General features: G+C 69.4%; 20 protein-coding genes. 4 read left to right on the top strand and 16 right to left on the bottom strand.

What is annotated here, in order from left to right:
• Positions 1-101: 101 nt before the first annotated feature.
• From ACIA73_RS21680 to ACIA73_RS21670, 3 genes are all read right to left on the bottom strand, one after another.
• Positions 102-440, bottom strand: coding sequence for a P-II family nitrogen regulator (locus tag ACIA73_RS21680; RefSeq protein ID WP_384344490.1), 339 nt, complete (start codon positions 438-440; stop codon positions 102-104).
• Complete coding sequence (locus tag ACIA73_RS21675) at positions 437-1,810, bottom strand: ammonium transporter (protein ID WP_399440261.1); 1,374 nt, start codon at positions 1,808-1,810, stop codon at positions 437-439. The genes ACIA73_RS21680 and ACIA73_RS21675 overlap by 4 nt, the downstream gene beginning before the upstream one ends.
• Before the next feature lie 299 nt (positions 1,811-2,109).
• The gene (locus ACIA73_RS21670) at positions 2,110-3,585 is read right to left on the bottom strand and encodes a hypothetical protein (RefSeq protein ID WP_399440260.1); all 1,476 of its coding nucleotides are present in this window, start codon (positions 3,583-3,585) and stop codon (positions 2,110-2,112) included.
• A 586-nt stretch (positions 3,586-4,171) separates the two neighbouring features.
• Here ACIA73_RS21670 and ACIA73_RS21665 point away from each other — a divergent pair.
• Positions 4,172-4,825, top strand: coding sequence for a bifunctional DNA primase/polymerase (locus ACIA73_RS21665; protein ID WP_399440259.1), 654 nt, complete (start codon positions 4,172-4,174; stop codon positions 4,823-4,825).
• 98 nt (positions 4,826-4,923) lie between these two features.
• Here ACIA73_RS21665 and ftsY read toward each other — a convergent pair whose 3' ends face one another.
• Positions 4,924-6,129 carry a signal recognition particle-docking protein FtsY gene (gene ftsY / locus ACIA73_RS21660; protein WP_399440258.1) on the bottom strand — a complete coding sequence of 402 codons (1,206 nt, stop codon included), beginning with the start codon at positions 6,127-6,129 and terminating at the stop codon, positions 4,924-4,926.
• A 197-nt stretch (positions 6,130-6,326) separates the two neighbouring features.
• Between ftsY and ACIA73_RS21655 the strand changes: the two genes are divergently transcribed.
• Both ACIA73_RS21655 and ACIA73_RS21650 read left to right on the top strand, forming a co-directional pair.
• Complete coding sequence (locus tag ACIA73_RS21655) at positions 6,327-7,772, top strand: purine-cytosine permease family protein (RefSeq protein WP_399440257.1); 1,446 nt, start codon at positions 6,327-6,329, stop codon at positions 7,770-7,772.
• A 60-nt stretch (positions 7,773-7,832) separates the two neighbouring features.
• Positions 7,833-8,801 (top strand): LLM class flavin-dependent oxidoreductase, encoded by a 969-nt coding sequence (locus tag ACIA73_RS21650; RefSeq protein WP_399440256.1) that lies wholly within the window; start codon positions 7,833-7,835, stop codon positions 8,799-8,801.
• Positions 8,802-8,862: 61 nt separating this feature from the next.
• Here ACIA73_RS21650 and ACIA73_RS21645 read toward each other — a convergent pair whose 3' ends face one another.
• From ACIA73_RS21645 to ACIA73_RS21630, 4 genes are all read right to left on the bottom strand, one after another.
• Positions 8,863-10,284, bottom strand: a complete 1,422-nt coding sequence (locus ACIA73_RS21645) for a sugar porter family MFS transporter (protein WP_399440255.1) — start codon at positions 10,282-10,284, stop codon at positions 8,863-8,865.
• 243 nt (positions 10,285-10,527) lie between these two features.
• Positions 10,528-14,109, bottom strand: coding sequence for a chromosome segregation protein SMC (gene smc, locus ACIA73_RS21640; RefSeq protein WP_399440254.1), 3,582 nt, complete (start codon positions 14,107-14,109; stop codon positions 10,528-10,530).
• Positions 14,110-14,420: 311 nt separating this feature from the next.
• Positions 14,421-14,642 (bottom strand): hypothetical protein, encoded by a 222-nt coding sequence (locus ACIA73_RS21635; protein WP_399440253.1) that lies wholly within the window; start codon positions 14,640-14,642, stop codon positions 14,421-14,423.
• 390 nt (positions 14,643-15,032) lie between these two features.
• The gene (locus tag ACIA73_RS21630; protein WP_399440251.1) at positions 15,033-15,326 is read right to left on the bottom strand and encodes an acylphosphatase; all 294 of its coding nucleotides are present in this window, start codon (positions 15,324-15,326) and stop codon (positions 15,033-15,035) included.
• A 132-nt stretch (positions 15,327-15,458) separates the two neighbouring features.
• Between ACIA73_RS21630 and ACIA73_RS21625 the strand changes: the two genes are divergently transcribed.
• On the top strand, positions 15,459-16,391 hold the full coding sequence (locus ACIA73_RS21625) for a CAP domain-containing protein (protein ID WP_399440250.1): 933 nt from the start codon (positions 15,459-15,461) through the stop codon (positions 16,389-16,391).
• Between the two features lie 103 nt (positions 16,392-16,494).
• Here the strand turns inward: ACIA73_RS21625 and mutM are convergent, their stop codons facing one another.
• The 8 genes from mutM to ACIA73_RS21585 form a co-directional block, all read right to left on the bottom strand.
• A complete protein-coding gene (gene mutM / locus ACIA73_RS21620; protein WP_399440249.1) occupies positions 16,495-17,349 on the bottom strand; it encodes a bifunctional DNA-formamidopyrimidine glycosylase/DNA-(apurinic or apyrimidinic site) lyase in 855 nt (284 codons plus the stop codon).
• A 133-nt stretch (positions 17,350-17,482) separates the two neighbouring features.
• Complete coding sequence (gene rnc, locus ACIA73_RS21615; protein ID WP_399440248.1) at positions 17,483-18,307, bottom strand: ribonuclease III; 825 nt, start codon at positions 18,305-18,307, stop codon at positions 17,483-17,485.
• Between the two features lie 19 nt (positions 18,308-18,326).
• Entirely contained in the window at positions 18,327-18,500 is a 174-nt protein-coding gene (gene rpmF, locus ACIA73_RS21610; RefSeq protein WP_003965982.1) for a 50S ribosomal protein L32, read from the bottom strand.
• A 2-nt stretch (positions 18,501-18,502) separates the two neighbouring features.
• Entirely contained in the window at positions 18,503-19,141 is a 639-nt protein-coding gene (locus tag ACIA73_RS21605) for a YceD family protein (protein ID WP_399440375.1), read from the bottom strand.
• 169 nt (positions 19,142-19,310) lie between these two features.
• Positions 19,311-20,441, bottom strand: coding sequence for a cell division initiation protein (locus ACIA73_RS21600; protein ID WP_399440247.1), 1,131 nt, complete (start codon positions 20,439-20,441; stop codon positions 19,311-19,313).
• 90 nt (positions 20,442-20,531) lie between these two features.
• Positions 20,532-21,032, bottom strand: a complete 501-nt coding sequence (coaD, locus tag ACIA73_RS21595) for a pantetheine-phosphate adenylyltransferase (RefSeq protein WP_399440246.1) — start codon at positions 21,030-21,032, stop codon at positions 20,532-20,534.
• 26 nt (positions 21,033-21,058) lie between these two features.
• Complete coding sequence (gene rsmD, locus ACIA73_RS21590; protein WP_399440245.1) at positions 21,059-21,643, bottom strand: 16S rRNA (guanine(966)-N(2))-methyltransferase RsmD; 585 nt, start codon at positions 21,641-21,643, stop codon at positions 21,059-21,061.
• Positions 21,644-21,771: 128 nt separating this feature from the next.
• Entirely contained in the window at positions 21,772-22,662 is an 891-nt protein-coding gene (locus ACIA73_RS21585; RefSeq protein ID WP_399440244.1) for a hypothetical protein, read from the bottom strand.
• Positions 22,663-22,716 lie beyond the last annotated feature (54 nt).

Raw genomic sequence — 22,716 nt, 5'->3', positions numbered from 1 at the left:
GGCTGCCAGGGGTGGAGGGACGCGGCCCCGATGCCCGGAGCACCCCAGGCCGCCCCGGGCGGAGGGACGTAGCCCCAACCACCCGAGCACCCCCGCCCCCGCTACAGCGCGTCCGGTCCCCTCTCCCCGGTCCTCACCCTCACCGCCGTCTCCACCGGCACGCTCCACACCTTTCCGTCGCCGATCTTCCCGGTGCGGGCCGCCTTCACCACGACCTCGATCAGCTGCTCCGCGTCGCCGTCCTCGACCAGCACCTCGATCCGGATCTTCGGTACGAGGTCGACCGTGTACTCCGCCCCGCGGTACACCTCCGTGTGTCCGCGCTGGCGCCCGTACCCGCTCGCCTCGGTCACCGTCAGTCCCTGCACCCCGAAGGCCTGCAGTGCTTCCTTGATCTCGTCCAGCCGGTGCGGCTTGACTACCGCCGTGATCAGCTTCATGCGTCCACCTTCTTGCTCGCGGCTGCCGTGGCAGCAGGGGCGGGCACCTGGGTGCGGGCCGCGGCCCCACCCCCCGCACCCGTGAAGTCGTATGCCGTTTCGGCGTGTTCGGTCTGGTCGATGCCGGAGACCTCGACATCCTCCTCGACCCGCATCCCCATCACCTTGTCGATGACGAAGGCCAGCAGGGCGGAAACCAGCAAGGAGTAGAGGAGCACCGAGAAGACCCCGATGGCCTGCTTCCCCAACTGCTCGAACCCTCCCCCGTAGAACAGCCCCTTCGCCTCGGACTGCACCCCACCGGTGGCGAAGAACCCGACCAGCAGCGACCCGATCACACCACCCACCAGGTGAACACCGATCACGTCCAGCGAGTCGTCGTACCCCAGCTTGAACTTGAGCCCCACCGCCATCGCGCACACCACACCTGCGATGGCACCGATCGCGATGGCACCGAGCGGCGAGCTCGACCCACCCGACGGGGTGATCGCGACCAGCCCCGCCACCGCGCCCGAAGCCGCACCCAGCGTCGTGAAGGCGCCGTGCCGGATCTTCTCGTACGCCAGCCAGGCCAGCATCGCCGCGGCGGTAGCCACCTGCGTGTTGACGAACATGACGGCCCCGACCCCGTCGTCATTGCCCAGCCAGGATCCGGCGTTGAACCCGAACCACCCGAACCACAGCAGTCCGGCGCCGAGCATCACCAGCGGCAGGCTGTGCGGACGCATCGGGTCCTTCTTGAAGCCGACCCGCTTGCCGATCACCAGAATCACACCGAGGGCGGCGGCGCCCGCGTTGATGTGCACCGCCGTACCGCCCGCGAAGTCGATGACGCCCAGCTCGAAGAGCCAGCCGCCCGCGCCCCACACCCAGTGCGCGACCGGGAAGTAGACGACGACCACCCACAGCGTGATGAACAGCGCCCAGGCGGTGAACTTCACCCGGTCCGCGAGCGCCCCGCTGATCAGCGCCGGCGTGAGCACCGCGAACATCAGCTGGAAGACCGCGAAGACGTACACCGGGATCGTGTAGCCGTCCCACAGCTCGGTGATGCCGATGCCGCTCAGCCCCACGAAGTCCGAGCTCCAGCCGATGACCGAGCCGATGTCGTCACCGAAGGCGAGACTGAAGCCGAAGAGCACCCAGAGGATCGTGACGATCCCGAGGCTGATGAAGCTCATCATCAGCATGTTGAGGGTGGACTTGACCCTGACCATGCCTCCGTAGAAGAAGGCCAGACCCGGAGTCATCAGCATCACCAGGGCGGAACAGATGAGCATGAAGCCGGTGTTCGCGGCGGACAGCGTGGGGGCTTCCGCCGCCAGTGTCAGGCCGCTTGTCACGGCGTCTGTCGGGATGCCTGGAGGCATCGGCGTCTCCTCGTCTCGGGGGCCAGTGCGGGGTGGCTGGTTATGGGCCCTGAGATTGGCGGAGCACGGTTTCCGAAGATGCCGCTCGATGTTTCGCCGCAGTGACGATGACGGCGCACGTGTTACACGGACATGAACTGCCGGATCAACGGGAGCACCCGAACGGGCGGCACCGCGAACATACGGACAGGGGTACGGGCGGGAAAGGAACCGACCGCGACAGCTTCCCGGATGACCTGGCGGCGGGGGAGCCGAATCGGGCTTCTCGGGGTTGCTGTCGCGGCCGGGGATGAAAGGCCCTACACGGCTTCCGCCGCCTCGGGCAGTTGGGAACCCAACTGGTCGGTGAGGTCGATGACTTCGGCCACGTCGCCGAACTCGCGGACCGCGCCCTCGACCGTCTTGCGGATCCGGTTGTTGACCCGCTCGGAGCGGACCTTCCCAGCGATGGAGAGGGCCTGCTGGGAGAAGTCGACGGCCCGCTCGGGCTCCCGCTTGAGCAGGTGCACGGTGGCCATGCCGATCAGGTTCAGCGCGTACGACCGCTGGTGCTCGGAGTCCTTCTCGAAGAGCTGTACGGCGCGGTCCATGACCGGCTCGGCGAGCGAGGCGTACGTCGGGCTGCGGCCGGCCACGTAGGCGAGGTCGCGGTAGGAGTGCGAGTTCTCGCCGTTGAGTTCGGCCTCGGAGAAGAAGCGGATCCAGTCCGGGTCCATCTCGTCGTCGAGTCCGGCGTCGGTGAAGGTGTCCTCGGCCATCCGGACGGCCCGCTTGCACTTGCTGGGCTGGCCCATGTTGGCGTAGGCGCGGGCCTCCATCGCATACAGCATGGACTGGGTGCGGGAGGTGGCGCAGTCGCGGCTGCCGTACTGCGCGAGATGGACCAGTTCGAGGGCGTCGTCGGGCCGGCCGAGGTGGATCATCTGGCGGCTCATGCTGGAGAGGATGTACGAGCCCAGCGGCTTGTCGCCCGCCTCCTTGGCGGCGTGCAGAGCGAGCACGAAGTACTTCTGGGCGGTGGGCTGGAGCCCGATGTCGTAACTCATCCAGCCCGCCAGCTCGGCGAGTTCGGCGGCGCAGCGGAAGAGGCGCTTGGAGGTCGGGCCGGGCTGCGGTTCCTGGAGGAGGTCGGTGACCTCGTGGAGCTGGCCGACGACCGCCTTGCGGCGCAGTCCGCCACCGCACTGGGCGTCCCACTGGCGGAACATCATGGTGGTGGATTCGAGGAGTTGCAGCTCCGGCTCGGACAGCCGGGAGGGGCGGCGGGAGGCGGCGGCGGACTCCTGGGGGGCCGGGTCGTTCGCCGGGGAGGGGACCAGCCAGCGCTGCATCGGCTCGATGAGGGTGGGCCCGGCGGACAGCGCGAGTGCGGAGCCGAGGAAGCCGCGGCGGGCCAGCATCAGGTCGCTGCGGGAGAACTCGCTCAGCAGCGAGACCGTCTGCGGTCCTGCCCACGGGAGGTCGACGCCGGAGACCGAGGGCGAGCGGTGGGCGGCGCGCAGTCCGAGGTCCTCGATGGCGACCACCGCGCCGAACCGCTCGGAGAACAGCTCGGAGAGGATGCGCGGAATGGGCTCGCGCGGATTCTCGCCGTCCAGCCAGCGGCGTACCCGCGAGGTGTCGGTGCTGATGTGGTGGGCGCCCATCTGCCGGGCCCGGCGGTTGACCTGGCGCGCCAGTTCGCCCTTCGACCAGCCGCTGCGCGCGAACCACGAACCGAGCTGTTCGTTCGGGCGCTTTCCAGCGTGTCCTTCACTGCCGCTGCTGCCGCCCACAGGAACGCCCCCATTCCGTCGTCGCCGCCGTCCGCACCGTCCGCTTCGGCGTCTTTGCCTGGCGTCCGCACCACTGCCCCCGGGAGCGGGCCGCACACCACGCTCCGGGAACTCTCCTACAGGATCGACCGAAGGGTCGGCCGATCCGGATCCACCCGGGAAACTCTCCGCGTGAACCCCTTACAGAATGCCGTGAGTTGAGGCCTTCTGTCCGCCGGATGCGCCCCCTCGAACGGGAATCCGGCTTGCCTCCGGCATACCCATGAACGTGCGCACTCCTGAGCTCATGCACCGAAAGTAATCCTACGATCACCCCTCCGGCGAGGGCACTTACAGAAACGCCACCATTCGCCACCCCTCCGAGTGAACTCCCTTAAGGCCAGGCGCGATTCACTTGACACAGGACGATCAGGAGCAGGCGGAGCGACGCACGCCGGAGCGCGCGCAGCACCCCGCACCACCCCCGGTGTCCCGATACGCCGCCGGAGCCGGATTCGGTGGCGACACCCAAGGGCGGAGTGCGACAGAGGGTCACCACACCACTCCGTGTCGTAACCACCGGAGAGTTCGACCCGTTGGAGGGGGCATGGGCTTCACGATCGGCGGCATCCGGGACATGCGGTCCGGCACGCGGCGGCGCGGCCGCACGTCGGAGGGCACAGCGGTGGCGGAGTACACCGGGCTGTGGGGCTGGGACGTGGTCCCGGGAGCGAGGGCGGTCGCGGGCGTCTGCTCCTGCGGCGACGCCACGTGCCCCTCCCCCGGCGCCCACCCCTTCGACTTCGCTCCGGTGGTGGCGGCGGGGGCGACGCTGGACGAGGTCACGGCGGCCTGGGGGCAGTTCCCGGGTGCGTCGGTGATGCTGCCGGTGGGCGGGTCCTTCGACGTGCTGGACGTGGCGGAGGCGGCCGGGCGCCGCGCCCTGGTGCGGCTGGAGCGGATGGGCATCCCGCTGGGACCGGTGGTGGCGACGCCGGACGGCCGGGCACTGTTCTTCGTCGCTCCGGGCGCCGCCGCCGCGCTGCCCGAGCTGCTGTACCGGATGGGCTGGGACGACGCGGAACTGGATCTGCGCTGTCTGGGGCCGGGGTCGTACGTCCCCGCCCCGCCCTCCGACCACGCGGGCCAGGGCCAGGTCCGCTGGCTGCGTCCGCCGTCCCTGGACACCGCGAGCAGGCCCCCGCAGGCCCGGCTGCTGCTGGGCACACTGGCGTACATCTGTCACCGTCATCTGGCCTGAAGGCCGCCCGCACAAAGCCGAGGGCCCCCACCGCATGTGCACCATGCGGTGGGGGCCCTTCTTCGTACGGGAGTGTCGACGCTCCCGGAATCGGAGGTTCAGTCTCCGATCAGCGCGTCCACGAACGCCTCGGGCTCGAACGGAGCGAGGTCGTCCGCGCCTTCCCCGAGGCCCACCAGCTTGACCGGTACACCCAGTTCGCGCTGTACGGCGATCACGATGCCGCCCTTGGCGGTGCCGTCGAGCTTGGTCAGGACGATGCCGGTGATGTCCACCACCTCGGCGAACACCCGGGCCTGGACCAGACCGTTCTGACCGGTGGTGGCGTCGAGCACCAGCAGCACCTCGTCGAGCGGGCCGTGCTTCTCCACGACGCGCTTGACCTTGCCGAGCTCGTCCATCAGCCCGGTCTTGGTGTGCAGCCGGCCGGCGGTGTCGATGAGTACGACGTCCGCGCCCTCGGCGATGCCCTCCTTGACCGCGTCGAAGGCGATGGAGGCGGGGTCGCCGCCCTCCGGGCCCCGTACGGTACGGGCGCCCACCCTCTCGCCCCAGGTCTGGAGCTGGTCGGCGGCGGCGGCACGGAAGGTGTCGGCCGCGCCGAGCACCACCGAGCGGCCGTCGGCCACCAGGACCCGGGCGAGCTTGCCGGTGGTGGTGGTCTTGCCGGTGCCGTTGACGCCGACGACCATCACGACGGCGGGGGTGTCGACGCCGGACTCGGTCTTCACGGCGCGGTCGAAGTCCGTGCCGAGCAGGTTGAGCAGCTCCTCGCGGAGCAGGGTGCGCAAATCGTCGGGGGTACGGGTGCCGAGCACGCGGACGCGCTCGCGCAGACGCTCGACGAGTTCCTGGGTGGGGGCGACGCCGACGTCGGCGGTGAGGAGGGTGTCCTCGATCTCCTCCCAGGTGTCCTCGTCGAGGTTGTCGCGCGAGAGCAGCGTGAGCAGACCCTTGCCGAGCGAGTTCTGGGAGCGGGCGAGCCGGGCGCGCAGCCGTACCAGACGGCCTGCGGTGGGCTCGGGTACGTCGAGGGCGGGAGGCTCCTCGACGGGCGGTTCGACGACGACCGGGGCTTCGGTCGCCCCCGGCAGGTCCACCTCTTCAATCGTGCGGCGCGCTTCGTCCTTCGGCGGAGCGGCGTCCTCGCCGACCTGAGGTTCGGCGGGCGGGGCAGTGATGGTCGGTGTGCTCGGCGGTGCCGAGGGCGGCAGCTGCTTCTTCTTGCGGCTGCTGACCACGAGCCCGCTGATCGCGCCGACCGCGACCAGGGCGATGAGTACAGCAAGGATGAGGATGTCCATAACCCGACCAGTATCGGCCACGGACGTTCCTCCGGCCTCAATTGGGTGTTCCTCCAAGTGACGTACCGGTATCAAGGTGCGCAGTCGGGTCAAAGTACGATGGCCGAGCCTGTATCAACGCGCGTAGAGTCCTCACGATCACTCCCCCACCGGTCCGCAGTGCCGCGTACCGAGCGAGAGGCATGGAACCCCCACCCATGAGCACCACCGCAGAAACCCCCGCCGTCCCCGAGAGCACGGTCGAGACCCGAGGCCTCGAACCCGTCCCGGACAGCGAGCGCGGCGGCCACGTCCGCGAGCTGTTCCCCACCTGGGTGGCCGCCAACATCAGTGTGCTGCTGCTCACCATGGGCGCCGGCCTGGTCGTCTTCAACGGGCTGAACTTCTGGCAGGTGCTGCTGGTCGCCTTCCTGGCCCCGATCGTCAGCTACGGCATGGTCGGGCTGATCTCGATCGCCGGAAAGCGCGGCGGCTCGCCCGGCATGGCGCTCTCCCGCGCGGTCTTCGGCCAGCGCGGCAACCTCTTCCCCGGCGCGCTGATCTGGGTGGCCCGCTGGGGCTGGGAGACGATCAACGCGGTCACCGGCGCGTACGCCGTGCTGACCGTGCTGGATCTGCTCTTCGGCGTGAAGAGCAACACCACGCTGGTGATCGTGACCCTGCTGCTCTTCGTGGCGTGCACCTTCGCCGTCTCGGGAATGGGCATCAACGCGCTGAAGGTCTGCCAGAAGTGGTCGACGTACCTGTTCGGCGTCTTCTCCGTGCTCGTCCTGGTCTATCTGATCGCCAACACCGACTGGTCGGCCGTCTTCGCCAAGCCCGCGGGGTCCACCGCGATGCTGATCGCGGGCGTCGGCACCATCGCCGCCGGTGGCATCAGCTGGGTCCCCTCGGGCCCGGACTTCACCCGCTACCTGCCCCGCAACGCCTCGAACAAGGGCATGGTCGGCGCCTCCATCGGCGGCGCGGGCATCGTCGTCCTCCCGATGGTGCTGATGGGCGCCGTGATGGCGGTCTCCACCCCGAACCTGGCGAGCGCCCAGGACCCGGTCTCCTTCATCGGTGAGCTGCTGCCGATGTGGATCTCGGTTCCGTACCTGGTGATCGCCCTGATCGGCATGCTGCTGATCAACTCGATGTCGATGTACTCGGCCGGCTTCACCGCGCAGACCCTCGGCATCAAGGTTCCGCGCGCCTGGGCCGTCAGTGTGAACGCGGTCATCAGCCTGATCTTCGGCTTCCTGCTGATGGTGGTCGCGACCAGCTTCATCGGCTCGTTCATCTCCTTCCTGACGCTGCTCGCGGTGGCCTTCTCGGCCTGGATCGGCGTCTTCGGCGTCGACATGCTCAAGCGGAAGAGTTACGACGGTGAGGCGCTGATGGACACCACCCGCACCAGCGCCTACTGGTACAGCGGCGGATTCGCCTGGTCCGCCATGGTGGCCTGGGGCGTCGCCCTGGTCGTCGGCCTGCTCTTCACCAAGGTCGAGTGGTTCACCGGCCCGCTGGCCACCACCTGGCTCGGCGCCAACGGCCTCGGCTGGGTCGTCACGATCGTGGTCGCCGGTGTGCTGTATGCGGTGCTGCCGCGGGCCAAGGCCCCGAAGAGCGACGCCACCGAGGCCGGAAGCCTGTCAATCTGACGCTTCGTCAGCTACGGTCCCCCTTCGCCAACCCACATCGGCGGAGGGGGATTTCTCGTCATGGCCTACTCGGTTGTCCGCTTCAATCTGGTCGATCCCGACGCGACCCCCACCTCACTGAGCGCCCGCTACCGCGCCGCCCTGGAGATGGCCGCGTACGCCGACGAACACGGCGTCGACACCGTCCAGACCGAGGAACACCACGGCGCCGACAACGGCTGGCTGCCCTCCCCGTTCGCCTTCGCGGGCGCCGTCTTCGGCGCGACGAAGCGCATCGCGGTCACCGTCTCCGCGATCATCGGCCCGTTGTACGACCCGCTGCGCCTCGCCGAGGACATCGCCGTCCTGGACCTGCTGAGCGGCGGACGGCTGGTCACGGTGGCGGGAATCGGGTACCGGCCGGAGGAGTACGAGCAGTTGGGCGCCGAGTGGGGCAGGCGCGGCAAACTCCAGGACGAGCTGCTGGAGACCCTGCTGAAGGCCTGGTCCGGTGAGCCCTTCACCTTCCGGGGCCGCACCGTCCGGGTCACCCCGCGCCCGTACACCCAGCCCCATCCGATGCTGCTGGTCGGCGGCAGCTCGAAGGCGGCGGCCCGGCGTGCGGCACGGCTCGGCCTGCCGTTCTTCCCGAGCGCCCATCTGCCGGAACTCCAGCGCTATTACGAGGAGGAGTGCGCGCGGCACGGTACGTCGGGCTTCTGCATGATGCCGGGCGCCGTGACCCCGCTGCTGCACCTCAGCGAGGACCCGGACCGGGCCTGGGCGACGTACGGAAAGCACTTCCTGCACGAGGCCCGCACCTACGCCTCCTGGCAGTCGAAGGACATCCGCTCGGCGGTCCGCTCGGCGGCGGGCACGGTCGAGGAGCTGCGCGCCGAGGGGGTCTACCGGATCCTGACGCCGGAGCAGTGCGCGGCACTGGACACCGACAGCCTCGTACTGCATCCGCTGTGCGGCGGGATGCCGGTGGAGGAGGGGCGCGAGAGTCTGCGTCTGTACGCGGAAGAGGTGCTGCCCCGGCTCACATGAGCCGGGGCAGCACCTTCGGATGTGGCGACGGGAGTCAGCGCCGGTGTCGCGGCACGGGCTCTCAGCCCATCTCCTCCAGCTTCTTGCCCTTGGTCTCCTTCACGAACTTGAGCACGAAGGGGATCGAGAGCGCGGCAAAGACCGTGTAGATGACGTACGTCCCGGAGAGGTTCCAGCTCGACAGGCTCGGGAAGCTGGCCGTGATGGCCCAGTTGGCGATCCACTGGGCGGCGGCGGCCACACCGAGGGCGGCGGCGCGGATCCGGTTCGGGAACATCTCGCCGAGGAAGACCCAGACGACGACACCCCACGACAGTGCGAAGAAGAGCACGAAGACATGGGCGGCGATCAGGGCGACCATGCCCTGGGTGTCGGGGAGCTTGCCGTTCACCATGTCGGCGGAGAAGGCCCAGGCCTCGAAGGCCAGCGCGATGGTCATACCGACGGAGCCGATCAGGGCGAGCGGCTTGCGGCCGATCCGGTCGACGAAGATCATCGCGATCACGGTGCCGATGATGTTGATGATCGACGTGGTGAACGAGTAGAAGAACGACTGGCTCGGGTCGATGCCCACCGACTGCCACAGCGTCGCCGAGTAGTAGAAGGCGACGTTGATGCCGACCAGCTGCTGGAAGACCGAGAGGCCGATGCCGATCCAGACGATCGGCAGGAAGCCGAACCTGCTGCCGAGCAGGTCCTTGAAGGTGGACTTGTGCTCGCTGCGCATGCCGTGCTTGATCTCTTCGACCCTGGCGTCCAGGTCGATCTTGTCGCCCTCGACCTCTTCCAGGATCTTCTTGGCCTTCTCGGTCTTGCCGACCGAAATCAGGAAGCGCGGCGACTCGGGGATGACGAACGACAGCAGGCCGTAGATCACGGCGGGAATGACCATTACGCCGAGCATGACCTGCCAGGCCTCCATGCCGCCGACGATCTTGTGGCGGTCGTCGCCGTCGGCCCAGTTGAGGATGCCCCAGTTGACGAGCTGGGAGATCGCGATACCGAGGACGATGGCGCCCTGCTGGAAGGAACCGAGCCTGCCTCGGTACGCCGGCGGGGCGACCTCCGCGATGTAGGCCGGGCCGATCACCGAGGCCATGCCGATCGCGATGCCGCCCAGGAAGCGCCACATCGTGAGGTCCCACAGCGCGAACGGCAGCGCGGACCCGACGGCGCTGATGGTGAACAGCACGGCGGCGATCTGCATCACGCGGATGCGGCCGATGCGGTCGGCGAGCCGTCCGGCGGTGGCCGCGCCGATGGCGCAGCCGATCAGGGCGACGGCGATGACCTGGCCGAGGGCGCCGGAGCCGATGTCGTACTTGTCACCGATGGCCTTGGTGGCCCCGTTGATCACCGAGCTGTCGTAGCCGAAGAGGAAGCCGCCCATCGCGGCCGCGGCCGTAATGAAGATGACATGGCCGAGATGCTCCGGGGCGGCATCCCGTCCGGACGCCGATGGCGTCTGCGCTGTGCTGGTCACGTGAACTCCTGGACCCGGCCGCGTTGCCGGGCATGTCCGTGGGGGGGCAGGCCTTCAGGTGACTTCAAGTGGGGCACAACTCCACGTCACCCACCACTTGAGGCCGCTCCGAAGTCAACTGGAACGGGGGCGATCGTATGCCTTCAACTTTTGAAGGTTGACCCGGGGTCCTTGTGAGGCCATTGCAGGGTTCGGACGCAAATAACCGTGACGACTCCTTCACATCTTGAAGAGTTGAAGGAGTTAACGAAGCCGCTGGCTGATGACCTTGGAGACGCCGTCACCCTGCATCGAGACGCCGTAGAGGGCGTCCGCCACCTCCATCGTGCGCTTCTGGTGGGTGATCACGATCAGCTGGGAACTCTCCTGGAGTTCCTTCATGATCCGAATCAGCCGCTGGAGGTTGGTGTCGTCGAGCGCCGCCTCGACCTCGTCCATCACGTAGAACGGGCTCGGCCGCGCCTTGAAGATCGACACCAGCAGCGCCACCGCGGTGAGAGAGCGCTCACCACCCGAGAGCAGCGAGAGCCGCTTGACCTTCTTGCCCGGCGGGCGCGCCTCGACATCGACCCCGGTCGTCAGCATGTTGTCCGGGTCGGTGAGGATCAGCCGCCCCTCGCCCCCGGGGAACAGCCGGGAGAACACCCCCTCGAACTCCCGCGCCGTGTCCCGGTACGCCTCGGTGAACACCTGCTCCACACGCTCATCCACCTCCTTGATCACCTGCATCAGGTCGGCCCTGGTCCGCTTGAGGTCCTCCAGCTGCTCCGAGAGGAACTGGTGCCGCTCCTCCAGCGCCGCGAATTCCTCCAGCGCCAGCGGGTTCACCTTTCCGAGCTGCTGATACGCCCGTTCGGCCGCCCTGAGCCGCTTCTCCTGCTCGGCGCGGACGAAAGGCCGGGGCAGATTGCGGGCGTGCTCCGGGTCCTCGGGCAGGGTCTCCCCCTCCGCGGCGGGCGACGGCGGCACGGGCTGCTCGGGCCCGTACTCGGTCACCAGCGAGGCCGGTTCCACACCCAACTCCTCCAGGGCCCTGGTCTCCAGCTGCTCGATCCGCAGCCGCTTCTCTGCTCCTAGTACCTCGCCCCGGTGAACCGAATCGGTCAGCTTGTCGAGTTCTTGCTTGAGTTCCCTGCCCCGGCCCCGCTCGGTGACCAGTTCGCGCTCCCGCCCGGCCTTGGCGGCCTCGGCCACCGTCCGCTCCTCGTCGGCCCGGCCGAGCGAGATCTCGGCGTGCGCGAGCAACTGCCTGGCGCCGGCCGCGACGGCCGCGGCGACCTGGGCCTCGTACCGCATCCGCTGACGTCGCTGGTCGGCCCGCGCGCGTGCTTCGCGCTCCGCCCTGGCGCCCCGGTCGAGGGAATCCGCCCTGCCCGCAAGCGCCTTGACACGCTCCTCGTGGGTACGGGCCTGCAGCCTGGCCTCCATCTCGGTCTGCCGGGCATTCGCCCCGTCCGCCGCGAGCCGGTCCCGCACCGAGGTGTCCGGTTCCTCCTCCACGGGAGCCTCCTCGGCGACCACCAGCCGCTCCGCCAGCTCCTCGGCCTCCTCCGTCGCCCGCTCCAGCGCCTCCTGCGCCTTGGCCGCGGCGGCTGCCGACCGCTCGGCCTCCCCGGCCGCCCCGCGCGCCTGCCCGGCCAGCCGCCCCAACTGCTGCGCCACCCCCGACCGCTCCCGGTCCACGGCCCGCCGCCGCTCCCCCAACTCCTCGACGGTCAGGGCACATTGACGCTTCCGCTCCCCCGCCCCGCGCTGCGCCCCTGCCAGCTCCTCGCACCGCACCTCCAGCTCGGCCAGCTGCACATCCGCCTCGTCCACCGACGCCTGCACCTCCAGCAGGCTCGGCGCCCCCGCCGAACCCCCCTGCGCGAAGTACGCCCCCAGCAGATCCCCCTCGGCGGTGACCGCGGTCAGCCCGGGATGCGCGTGGACCAGGTCCTCGGCATCCTCCAGCGTCCCCACGACCACGACGCCCCGCAGCAACTGCCGCACGGCGGGCATGAGTTCATCCGGGCCGCGTACGAAGTCGACGGCGTACGGGGCGGGGGCGGGCCTGACGGGGACGGCCGGAGCGAGGGCGGGCGGCAGTGCGGGAGCCCCGGCGTCCTCCCCCGCCACGAGCAACGCCGCCCGTCCCGCGTCCTGCTTGCGCAGCAGCCGGATCGCCTCGGCCGCCGCGGCCGGGGCGCCGACCGCGACCGCGTCCGCCGCCGCCCCCAGCGCCGCCGCGACCTGGACCTCGTACCCCGCCGTCACCGTCAGCAGTTCCGCCGCGGGCCCGAGCAGTCCGGTCAGCCGGTCGCCCGCCCCGAGCAGTGCGCCGGTGCCGTCCTTGCGCCGGAGTCCCAGGGCCAGGGCCTCCCGACGCGCGGAGGTGGCGGCCCGCTTGCGCTCGGCCGCGGTCAGCTCCTCTCGTACGGCGGACAACTCCCTGTCCGCATCGACCAGTTCACGCTTCGCGTCCTCGTGCCGTACGGAGAGCTCCTCGTCGCCCGCGTCCAGCCCGTCCACCTCGGCCCTGAGCTGCTCGTACTCGGCCTGGGCGGTGGCGGCACGTTCCTGCGCACCGTCGCGCGCCTCGGCCAGCCGGTCGATCTCCGCCCTGGCCGAACCGGCCCTGCTGCGAGCCGCGTTGACCTGCCCGTTCAGCCGGGCGAGCCCCTCCCTGCGGTCGGCGATGGCACGGGCGAGGTCCTTCAGCCGGCGCTCCTCGGCGGCCAGTTCCCGCTCCAGCTCGCCCCGGTGCCCGACGGTGTCCTCCAGCGCGTGCCGCGCGGCCTCCAGCGCCGCCTCCAGCTCGGCCTCCTGCTCCCGGACACGAGCGGCCTCGCGCTCCATGTCCTCGGGATCGCGCCCCCGCCGCTCCTCCTCGGGCGCCGCGTTGGCGCTGGTCACCCGGGCGTCCGCGAGCGAGATCGTCCCCCGTACCCGCTCGGCGAACTGCGACAGCTCGTACCAGCTCTGCTGCGCCCGCTGAAGCCTCGGCGCCAGCCGCCGCACTTCCTCCTCCAGCTCCGCCTCACGCTGCTGGGCCGCCCCGAGCGCACTCTCCGCGGACTCCTTGCGCGTCTTCAGCGCGGCCTCGTCGGCGATCTCCGCGCCGAGCGCCCGCTGCATGGTGACCAGATCGTCCGCGAGCAGCCGCAGCTTCACGTCGCGCAGATCGGCCTGGATGACGGCGGCCCGCCTGGCCACCGCCGCCTGCCGCCCCAACGGCTTGAGCTGGCGGCGGAGCTCACCTGTGAGGTCCTCCACCCGCGCCAGGTTCGCCTTCATCGACTCCAGCTTCCGCAGCGCCTTCTCCTTGCGCTTGCGGTGCTTGAGGACGCCCGCCGCCTCCTCGATGAAGGCACGGCGGCCCATCGGGTCCGCGTGCAGTACGGAGTCGAGCTGGCCCTGCCCGACGATGACATGCATCTCGCGGCCGATGCCGGAGTCGGAGAGCAGCTCCTGGATGTCGAGCAGCCGGCAGGTGTCACCGTTGATCTGGTACTCGCTGCCGCCGTTGCGGAACATGATCCGCGTGAGGGTTACCTCGGCGTACTCGATGGGCAGCGCCCCGTCGGAGTTGTCGATCGTCAGCGAGACCTCGGCGCGGCCCAGCGGGGGCCGCCCGGTGGTGCCGGCGAAGATGACGTCCTCCATCTTGCCGCCGCGCAGCGACTTGGCGCCCTGCTCGCCCATGACCCAGGAGAGCGCGTCCACCACATTGGACTTGCCCGACCCGTTGGGCCCCACGACACAGGTGATGCCCGGCTCGAAGCGGAGCGTCGTGGCGGAGGCGAAGGATTTGAAACCGCGAAGGGTCATGGCCTTGAGATGCACGCAGCCGGACTTTACCGGCCCGGCGCCGCGGACCACGGCCCAGCCACGGCCGTACTGCCTTTCACGGCTTTTCCCCGCGCGGTTTCACCCATGAATGTGCAGGGCACATCAGAACTTAGGAAATAGCGGGGGTGAGAAAAGAAAGAAGGGACGCCGAAGCGTCCCTTGCAGATCCAGCTGCACTTTGGTGCACGGCAGGGAAGAGCCGCTGTGGATTCCCTGCCGGATACTAAACCGGTCCACTGCCGCTGCCTGCGCAGATGACGACCTGCGCGGTACGCGGGTAAGCAGTACGGAGAGCGGTTGCGGGATCAGGTGAGTGCGGGCTCCGCCTGCGGGACGTCGATATCGAAGTCCTCGTCGAAGGTCGAAGAGTCTCCGCGGTGCTGAGCGACGGCGGTGAGCGAGTCGTTCTCGTTCTGGACCCGGTTGAGCTCGGATTCCAGATCCTGAACGCGCTGCTGAAGCCGTCGCATCTCGGCGAGGAGTCGCGGGTCGGAGCCGCCGACGTAACCGAGAAGCGCCTTTGCCATGATGAGTGGTCCTCCACACTGAGTGACCGACCGAGAGCGGTGTGGGTCGTGAGGGAATCGCACCCGCGGTGCTTGGCAGTGTTGTTGATTCACTGCGGTTCTCGCTGCCAAACAGCTAAGGTGCGCGGGGATTCCAGAGTCTCACCAAAATGTTTGACGGTCAACACGATCACAGCCCGTATCCACGGGCATCCCGGGGGCGTACAGCCGTGCAAACACCGGCTTCGCTCAACCTGCGGGGCCCTGGAGGCGTGGAGGCGTGGAGATCATCCTCGTACCGGCAGCCTTCCACGACAACCCGTTTCTGGCAACCACCAGGGCATTTCTGCCGTACGCAGGTGCCTGCGGCAACCTCCGGCAGGCCCGCCGCCGGTGAGCGGGCCGGCCGGCTCAGCGGATCGCGAAGCCGGTGTAGCCGCCGCGGGGTGTGCCCCATATCTCAGTGACGCCGTCGACCCGGCCGGGAGTGTCGTCGGAGTGCAGCCATTCAAGAAGGCGGTGGCAATTCTCACGCGGGCCCTCGGCGACGATCTGTACCCGGCCGTCGTCGAGATTGAGGGCAAAGCCGGTGAGGTCGCCGATCTGCAAAGCGTTTGCCCTGGTGAACCAGCGAAAGCCCACTCCTTGTACCCGGCCGCGTACCCAAGCGGTGAGCCGGGCGTCCGGCCGTACATCTTCGTTCATGACTGCACGCTAACCGGCCAATTGCTCACGAGACACTTCGCCCCCACCCGTCATGCCGTACAGTCCCGACCCAATGAGCCTCATCCTTATGGGTGAACACATTGACCGTCGAGTTTGAGGAAGGCACAGCAGATGGGACGCCATCGACGCACTGCCGCCGGGTCCGCCGCGGAAGATTTCGCGGACGCTCCGGCAGGCGGGAACCAGGGCGGTGGCCGCCGGAAGAAGCGGTCCGCGCCCGTGCGCACGGGCCTGCTCGGAGTCTCCGCGGCCGTGGCCTTCGGCGCCGTGGCCGTTGCTTCCGGAATCCTCCCCGGCGGTGAGAGCCTCGGCTTCGGCACCAACGGCAACAGCACCGGGGACCGGGTGACCGCCGGCGGCGCGGTGGACCTGAAGGCACAGGGCGGTACGTCGGCCTCCCCCTCCGACCGTGCTTCCGCCTCCGCCTCCGCTCGCGGGGGCGAGCGCGCCCAGGGCCCCGCCAAGACCCCCTCGCAGAGTTCCGCCGAGAAGTCGGCCCCGGCCGATACGCCGAAGAAGTCCGCGGACGATTCGCAGAAGCCAACGGTCGACCACGCGAAGAAGGCGCCCTCGGCAGCCCCGAAGGCACCCGCCCCGAAGCGCACCACGGAAGCGCCCGCGGCTGCCCCGGCCCCCCGTCAGACGGAACGCCGGGCACCCGCCTCGGCGAACGACGCGGCCGCCCAGGTGCTCACCCTGGTCAACCAGGAACGCGCGAAGGCCGGCTGCAGCCCGGTCCGCCCGGACACCGGCCTGGCCACCCTCGCCGCCAACTTCAGCAGCGACATGGCCGCCCGTGGCTTCTTCGACCACACGGACCCGGACGGCGCCACCCCGTGGGACCGCGCGGCCAAGGTCGGCATCAAGGACCTGGGCGGCGAGAACATCGCCCGCGGCCAGGCCGACGCGGCGGCCGTCATGGAAGCCTGGATGAAGAGCGAAGGGCACCGCGCCAACATCCTGAACTGCGACTACACCACCCTGGGCGTGGGTGTGCACATGGCCGAGGGCGGCCCCTGGTGGACCCAGGACTTCGGCTTCTGACCTACGCGGTGGGCGGTGCGGGGGCGTGCCTCCCGCACTCCCCCGCCCGCACTCTCCGCACCGTGGCACCGCCCCGTGCTCACCGTGGCTCCGCCCCGTGCCCCTACACCCTGGGCGCCCTCTGGCACTTCGGGCAGAAGTAGCTCGACCTGTTCATCCACGCCCGCCGCCGCATCGCTGTCCCGCACCGCCCGCAGGGCTCCCCCTCGCGTCCGTACGCGTCCAGTGACCGGTCGAAGTATCCGGACTCGCCGTTCACATTGACGTAGAGGCTGTCGAAACTGGTGCCGCCGACCGCGAGCGCCGCGTTCATCACGTCCCGGACATGGCCCAGGAGTTCCGCCGAGCGCGGCCTGGTCATCGTCGCCGTGGGCCGCTCGTAGTGCAGCCGCGCACGCCACAGCGCCTCGTCCGCGTAGATGTTGCCGACGCCGCTGATCAGCGACTGGTCGAGCAGGGCCCGCTTGATGGTCGTGCGACGGAGCCGCAGCGCCGTGTGGAAGGCCGTGTCGTCGAAGGCTGCGTCGAGGGGGTCGCGGGCGATGTGCCCGATGACGTCCGGCAGCCCGTCGGCGGTGGTCTCGTGCAGCGAGAGGCCGCCGAAGGTGCGCTGGTCGACGAAGCGCAGCTCCGTACCCAGGACGTCGGCGAAGCGCAGCCGGACGCGCAGGTGCTTCTCGTCGGAGGCTTTCTCGGGCTGGACGAGGAGTTGTCCGCTCATGCCGAGGTGGCCGAGCACCGCCAGCGGGGCGTCCTCCAGCGGCAGCCACAGGTACTTGCCGCGCCGCATCGCCGCCCCGACGCGATGCCCCTTCAGCCGGGCGGCGAAGTCCGGGCCGCCCGCGAGGTGCCGGCGCACCGCACGCGGGTGCAGCACCTCGACCTCGGCGACGGTCCGCCCCGTCACCCACCGCTCCAGTCCGCGGCGTACCACTTCCACTTCAGGCAGCTCGGGCAACTTAACGGTCCTCCCCAAAGCGTTCGGGCATACAGAGTGTTCGGGCATACAGAGCGTTCGGATATACGTCCGGCCCCGCCACCGCCCTCACGGGTGGTGGCGGGGCCGGACGGCTACGCCTTGTGCAAGCGGGTCAGGCGACCGGCGACGACGTGCTGTCGCCGGTCTCGGACGCCGGAGCGTCCGTGGGTTCGGCATCCGGAGCGAGCGGAGCTTCCACGCCGGCCTTCGCCGCCCCTTCCCGCTCCTCCGCGGCCGCGCTGATCGCGCGCCACGCGGACTCCGCCGCCTGCTGTTCCGCTTCCTTCTTGCTGCGGCCGGTGCCGGTGCCGTACGAGACACCACCGACGCGGGCGGCAGCAGTGAAGGTCTTCTCGTGGTCCGGGCCCGTCTCCGTGACCAGGTACTCGGGAACACCGAGCCCCTCGGCCGCGGTGAGCTCCTGGAGACTGGTCTTCCAGTCCAGACCGGCGCCGAGGCTGGACGACTTCTCGATCAGTGGATCGAAGAGCCTGTGCACCAGCTCGGACGCGGCCTCAAGACCTTGGTCGAGATAGACCGCACCGATCACCGCTTCAAGGGTGTCGGCGAGGATGGATGCCTTGTCCCGGCCTCCCGTGCCCTCTTCGCCCCGGCCGAGCCGGATGAAGGAGCCGAGTTCGAGGCCGCGGCCCACCTCCGCCAGTGCACGAGAGTTGACCACCGCGGCCCGGAGCTTGGCCAACTGGCCTTCCGGGAGGTCGGGGTGGGTCCGGTACAGCGTGTCCGTGACCACCAGGCCGAGCACCGAATCCCCGAGGAATTCGAGACGCTCGTTGGTGGGCAGACCGCCGTTCTCGTACGCGAACGAACGATGGGTCAGTGCACGCACCAGAAGGGCGGACTCGAGGTGATACCCGAGCCGCCCTTCCAGAAGCGTGTGGGACGAGGCATTGTCCGTCTTGTGTGACTCAGACATGGTGCCTCTCACCAGCCGCTCAGACCTCGAGGACCTGGCGCTTGTTGTACGTGCCGCAGCTCGGGCACGCAATGTGCTGGAGCTTCGGCTCCTGGCAGCGCTCGCACGACACCAGGGTGGGGACCGCAGCCTTCCACTGCGACCGGCGGTGGCGCGTGTTGCTGCGCGACATCTTCCGCTTCGGAACAGCCACGGCTACTTCTCCTGCTTCTCGTCGACGCCAGATTCAGCGTCGTTCACGTTGTCCTTCTCGTCGACCTGGCCGGTCTCGACGAGTCCCTGCAGTGCCGCCCAACGAATGTCGACGGCGTCATGGTGGTGGTCCGGGTCCTCGTTCAGGCTGATCCCGCACTGCGAGCACAGTCCTGCACAGTCTTCCCGGCACACCGGCTGCATCGGCAGTGCGAGCACTACCGCGTCACGCAGCACCGGTTCGAGGTCGAACAAGCCGTCCTCAAGAAAAAGCGTGTCCTCGTCGTCCTCGGCGTCGTCGCCCGGTTCCGCTTTTGCACGGCCCCGGTCGTCGGCGTCAGGGTACGAGAACATCTCCTGGAAGTCCGCCTTGACGTCAAGTCGCACCGGCTCCAGACACCTTACGCACTCCCCCACGCCCGTTGCACGGACGGTGCCTGTGACAAGCACCCCTTCCATGACGGATTCGAGGCGGAGCCTGATCTCCAGCGGTGCACCTTCCGGTACTCCGATGACCCCTTCGACACCGAAGTCCTTGGGGGCATCCGCAGAGCGGGTCAGCCGCTGGAGCGCACCGGGACGCCGGCCCAGCTCGTGTGTGTCGAACACGAGGGGGTTGCGGTGGTCGAGGTGCGTACTCAGGGGATTTCCTGCTTTCGGATTGCTGTGGAGAAGGGCTGCCGTGGCGTCGCACGAAGAGGTCCCGAAGGGGTTCCCCGGGTTCCCAGGGCGATCGGGCAGCCGAAATCGCAGACGTGGTCCGCGACGAACAGCCAGGATACTTGACGCTTCGCTCACAGCCCAATCCGGGCTAACGACCCTGTTCGTACTCCCGCAGCTGGTCGAGATTGATCATGCTCGTGTCGAACATGCTGGTCTCGTCGAGGGCACCCTGCGCCTGCTGCGGCTGGTGGGCCTGCGGCTGCTGGTGCTGCTGCACGGGTTGGCCGTACTGGTCGTACTGCTGGTCGTACTGCTGGTCATGTTGCTGACCATGACCGTGCTGGCCCTGCTGCGGGTAGGAGACCGCGTAGGGGTCCTGCTGCTGGTAGCCGTACGGGTCCTGCTGGTACGTGGCCGCGTAGGCGGCGTCCTGCGGCTGACCCTGGGGCGCTTGGGGCTGCTGAGGCTGGTTGTACGTCCCGCTGTACGGGTCGTACGGCTGCTGGGCCGGGATGGAGGGCCGGTCGGGGGCCGCCTCGGGGGGCGCGGGCTGCGGTTCCGCGAGCCCGGAGAGGAAGTCGGCGTCGCTGCCGCGCAGCTGGGAATGGTCCAGGCCGTCCTGCTCGGCCATGTGTGCGCCGAGGTCGTCGGAGGCGATCCGGCCGTGCAGCTTCAGCCTCCCCTTGCCGACCGCTTCCAGGGTCTTGGCGAGGACCGCCTCGAAGGCGCCCAGCTTGGTGTCGACGTACTCGTCGGCGCGGTGCAGCAGGGTGGAGGGGTCCGCGCTGTACTCCGGAGCGTCCTCGTCCGCGTAACCCTGCTCGTCGAGACCGGGGCCCCGGCCGAGCAGCTTCTCGCGTCCGCGGCCCACCGAGCCGATGGTCTTGGTGAGGACGACCTCGAAGTTGGCGAGCTTGGAGTCGACGTACTCGTCGGCCTCGGCCCGGACCTCGTCGGCCTCCGCGCGGGCCTCGCCGAGGATGCGGTCGGCCTCCGCCTGGGAGCGGCGGGCGACCTCGGTGTCGGAGATCAGGTCGCCGCGGTGGGCCTGGGCGGACTCGATGATCCGCGTCGCCTCCTGACGGGCCTGCTCGACCATCTGCTCGCGGCCGCCGATCAGCTCCTGCGCCTGGGCGAGGGAACCGGGCAGGGCCTGGCGCACCTCTTCCAGCATGTCCAGCAGGTCGGCGCGGTTGACCACGCACGAGGCCGACATGGGCATGGACCGGGCGCTGCCGATCGCCTCGACGATCTCATCGAGCTTCTTCTGCACGTCCACCGTGTGCTCGCCACTCTCTCGGCCGGGTTGGAGACGGACGGGACGACTGTACGGGCAGTCGGCTCCCGCCCGACACCGGGTGAGGGAACGTCAGTTGGCCTGGGTCCCGGACTTCTTCTCCGCGAGGCGGGCGGTCAGTGCCTCGTGCACATGCCCCGGCAGCAGGTGCGCGACGTCGCCGCCCCAGGCCGCGACCTCCTTGACCAGGCTGGAGGAGAGGAAGCTGTAGGTGGGGTTGGTCGGTATGAAAAGGGTCTCGATGCCCGAGAGACCGTTGTTCATCTGGGCCATCTGCAACTCGTAGTCGAAGTCGCTGACCGCGCGCAGGCCCTTGACGATCGCGGGGATGTCGCGGTCCTTGCAGAAGTCCACGAGCAGGCCGTGGTGGGACTCCACCACGATGTTCCCGTAGTCGGCGGTGGCGGTGCGGATCAGTTCCATCCGCTCCTCGACCGTGAACAGCCCCTGCTTCGACTGGTTGATCATCACCGCGACGTGCACCACGTCGTACAGCCTGGACGCCCGGCCGATGATGTCGAGATGCCCGTTGGTGATGGGGTCGAACGACCCGGGACAGACTGCTCGGCGCATCTGCGCTCCCTCGCTCTCCGGTCCGGTCATCGTGCGTCTTCGCACGACGAGGCGGCGCGACCGTACCAAAGCGTTCCCTCGCCGTAGCGACGGGCCCGCAGCGGCTCGAATCCCTTGGGCCAGTTGAATTCTCCGCCCCTGGTGCTGCGTTCCACGGTGGCCAGTGCGTCCTGTGCGAGCCAGCCCTGGGCGTGGAGTGTGAGGAGAATCTCCCGAAGATCGTCGTCGGTGACGGCGTACGGGGGGTCCAGGAAGACGATGTCGTACGGTTCCGCGGGCGCCGGAGTTGTCACGACCTGCTCCGCTTTGCCTGCCCGTACGTCGGCACCGGGCAGGCCCAGGGTGCGTACGTTGTCCCGGATGGTCCGCACCGCCTTCGCGTCCGCCTCGACGAGCAGCGCGTGCGCCCCGCCCCGCGACAGCGCTTCGAGGCCGACGGCCCCGGAACCCGCGTACAGGTCGGCGATCCTGACCCCCTCCAGGGTGCCGAGCAGCGCCTCCCAGGTGGAGAACAGTCCCTCCCGCGCCCGGTCGGAGGTGGGGCGGGTGCCGTTGCCCGGCGGCACGGCCAGGCGTCGTCCGCCGGCGGTGCCTGCGATCACGCGGGTCATCTGGTGAGGTCCTTGGTCGGTGCACTGAGTGGCTGGTGGGACCAGTCTCTCAGCTCACCGCCCCACCGGCAGGCGTCGGCCCCGGCCGCGCGGGCGGGCGCGGCCGGGGCCGGTGAGGCGGGTGGGGGTCAGCCCTTGACGAGGCGGACCACGTCGGTGCCTTCCACCGATACCGTCACGCCGTAGACCGGGTCGTCGGCCCAGGCCCGGGTGACGGCTTCGACTCGGCCCCTCTGGAACGGCGTGGTCCCGGTCGGCGTCGCGGTGGCCGTCCAGGGAACCGGGGATCCGGGGACGCAGCGCACGGTCGCCGCGTACGAGCCCCTGATGATGATCTTGTCCTTGACCTGTGTCAGATCGCCTCCGACGCCCACCTCGACCGGGGCGTTGCAGGTGACCTCGCCGTGCACGGTGGCGCGGCCGGAGAGAGGGCTCGCGGTGCCCTGCCGGGACACGGCGAGGCCGACGGCGAGTTCTGCGGGCGGCGGCGGATTGGTCAGGTGGATCTCACCCCGGGCGGCGGGACCGTTGCCGTTGCAGCGCTGCTCGAAGGTGGCGTCGAGCTTCTCCACGTAGCCGTGGGGACCGAAGGAGATCTCGGCAATCTCGAAGGAGCCTGCGGTGTCGCACGCACGCCCCGTCCCGTACAGATCCAGGTGCGGCTTGCCCTCCAGGCCGGCGACGTACTTGCCCGCCTTCAGCTCCTCGGCCCCTTCCAGCAGGACGCTCCAGTCACTGCCGTCGGCCAGTCGCACCCAGAGGTTGACGGAACGCCGCCCCTCGTCGCTGGACACCCTGAAGTCGTCCTTGCCGCCGGTCGAGTAGGCGTACGACTTGCCCTGGGTGATGTATTCGCCCTCCTCCCCCGCCAGGCTGAACGTGCCGGATGCGACCGGCTGGGCCTGTGCCGTACCGGCCGTGACCACCGGGCCGACGATGAGCGCCAGAGCCGCGCCGAGGGCGGCTGCGACACGACCGAAGGTGCGTCTGCCGCTGCGTCGATTGATGTCGTTGTCCATCGTGCCCCTCAAAGAATCCGGAGATGTCGCGGCGATCCTGAACACCCCCAGAAG

The sequence above is a fragment of the Streptomyces sp. NPDC051561 genome (assembly GCF_044454195.1).
Lineage (GTDB): Bacteria > Actinomycetota > Actinomycetes > Streptomycetales > Streptomycetaceae > Streptomyces.
This window is presented reverse-complemented; position numbering and strand designations above follow the sequence as displayed.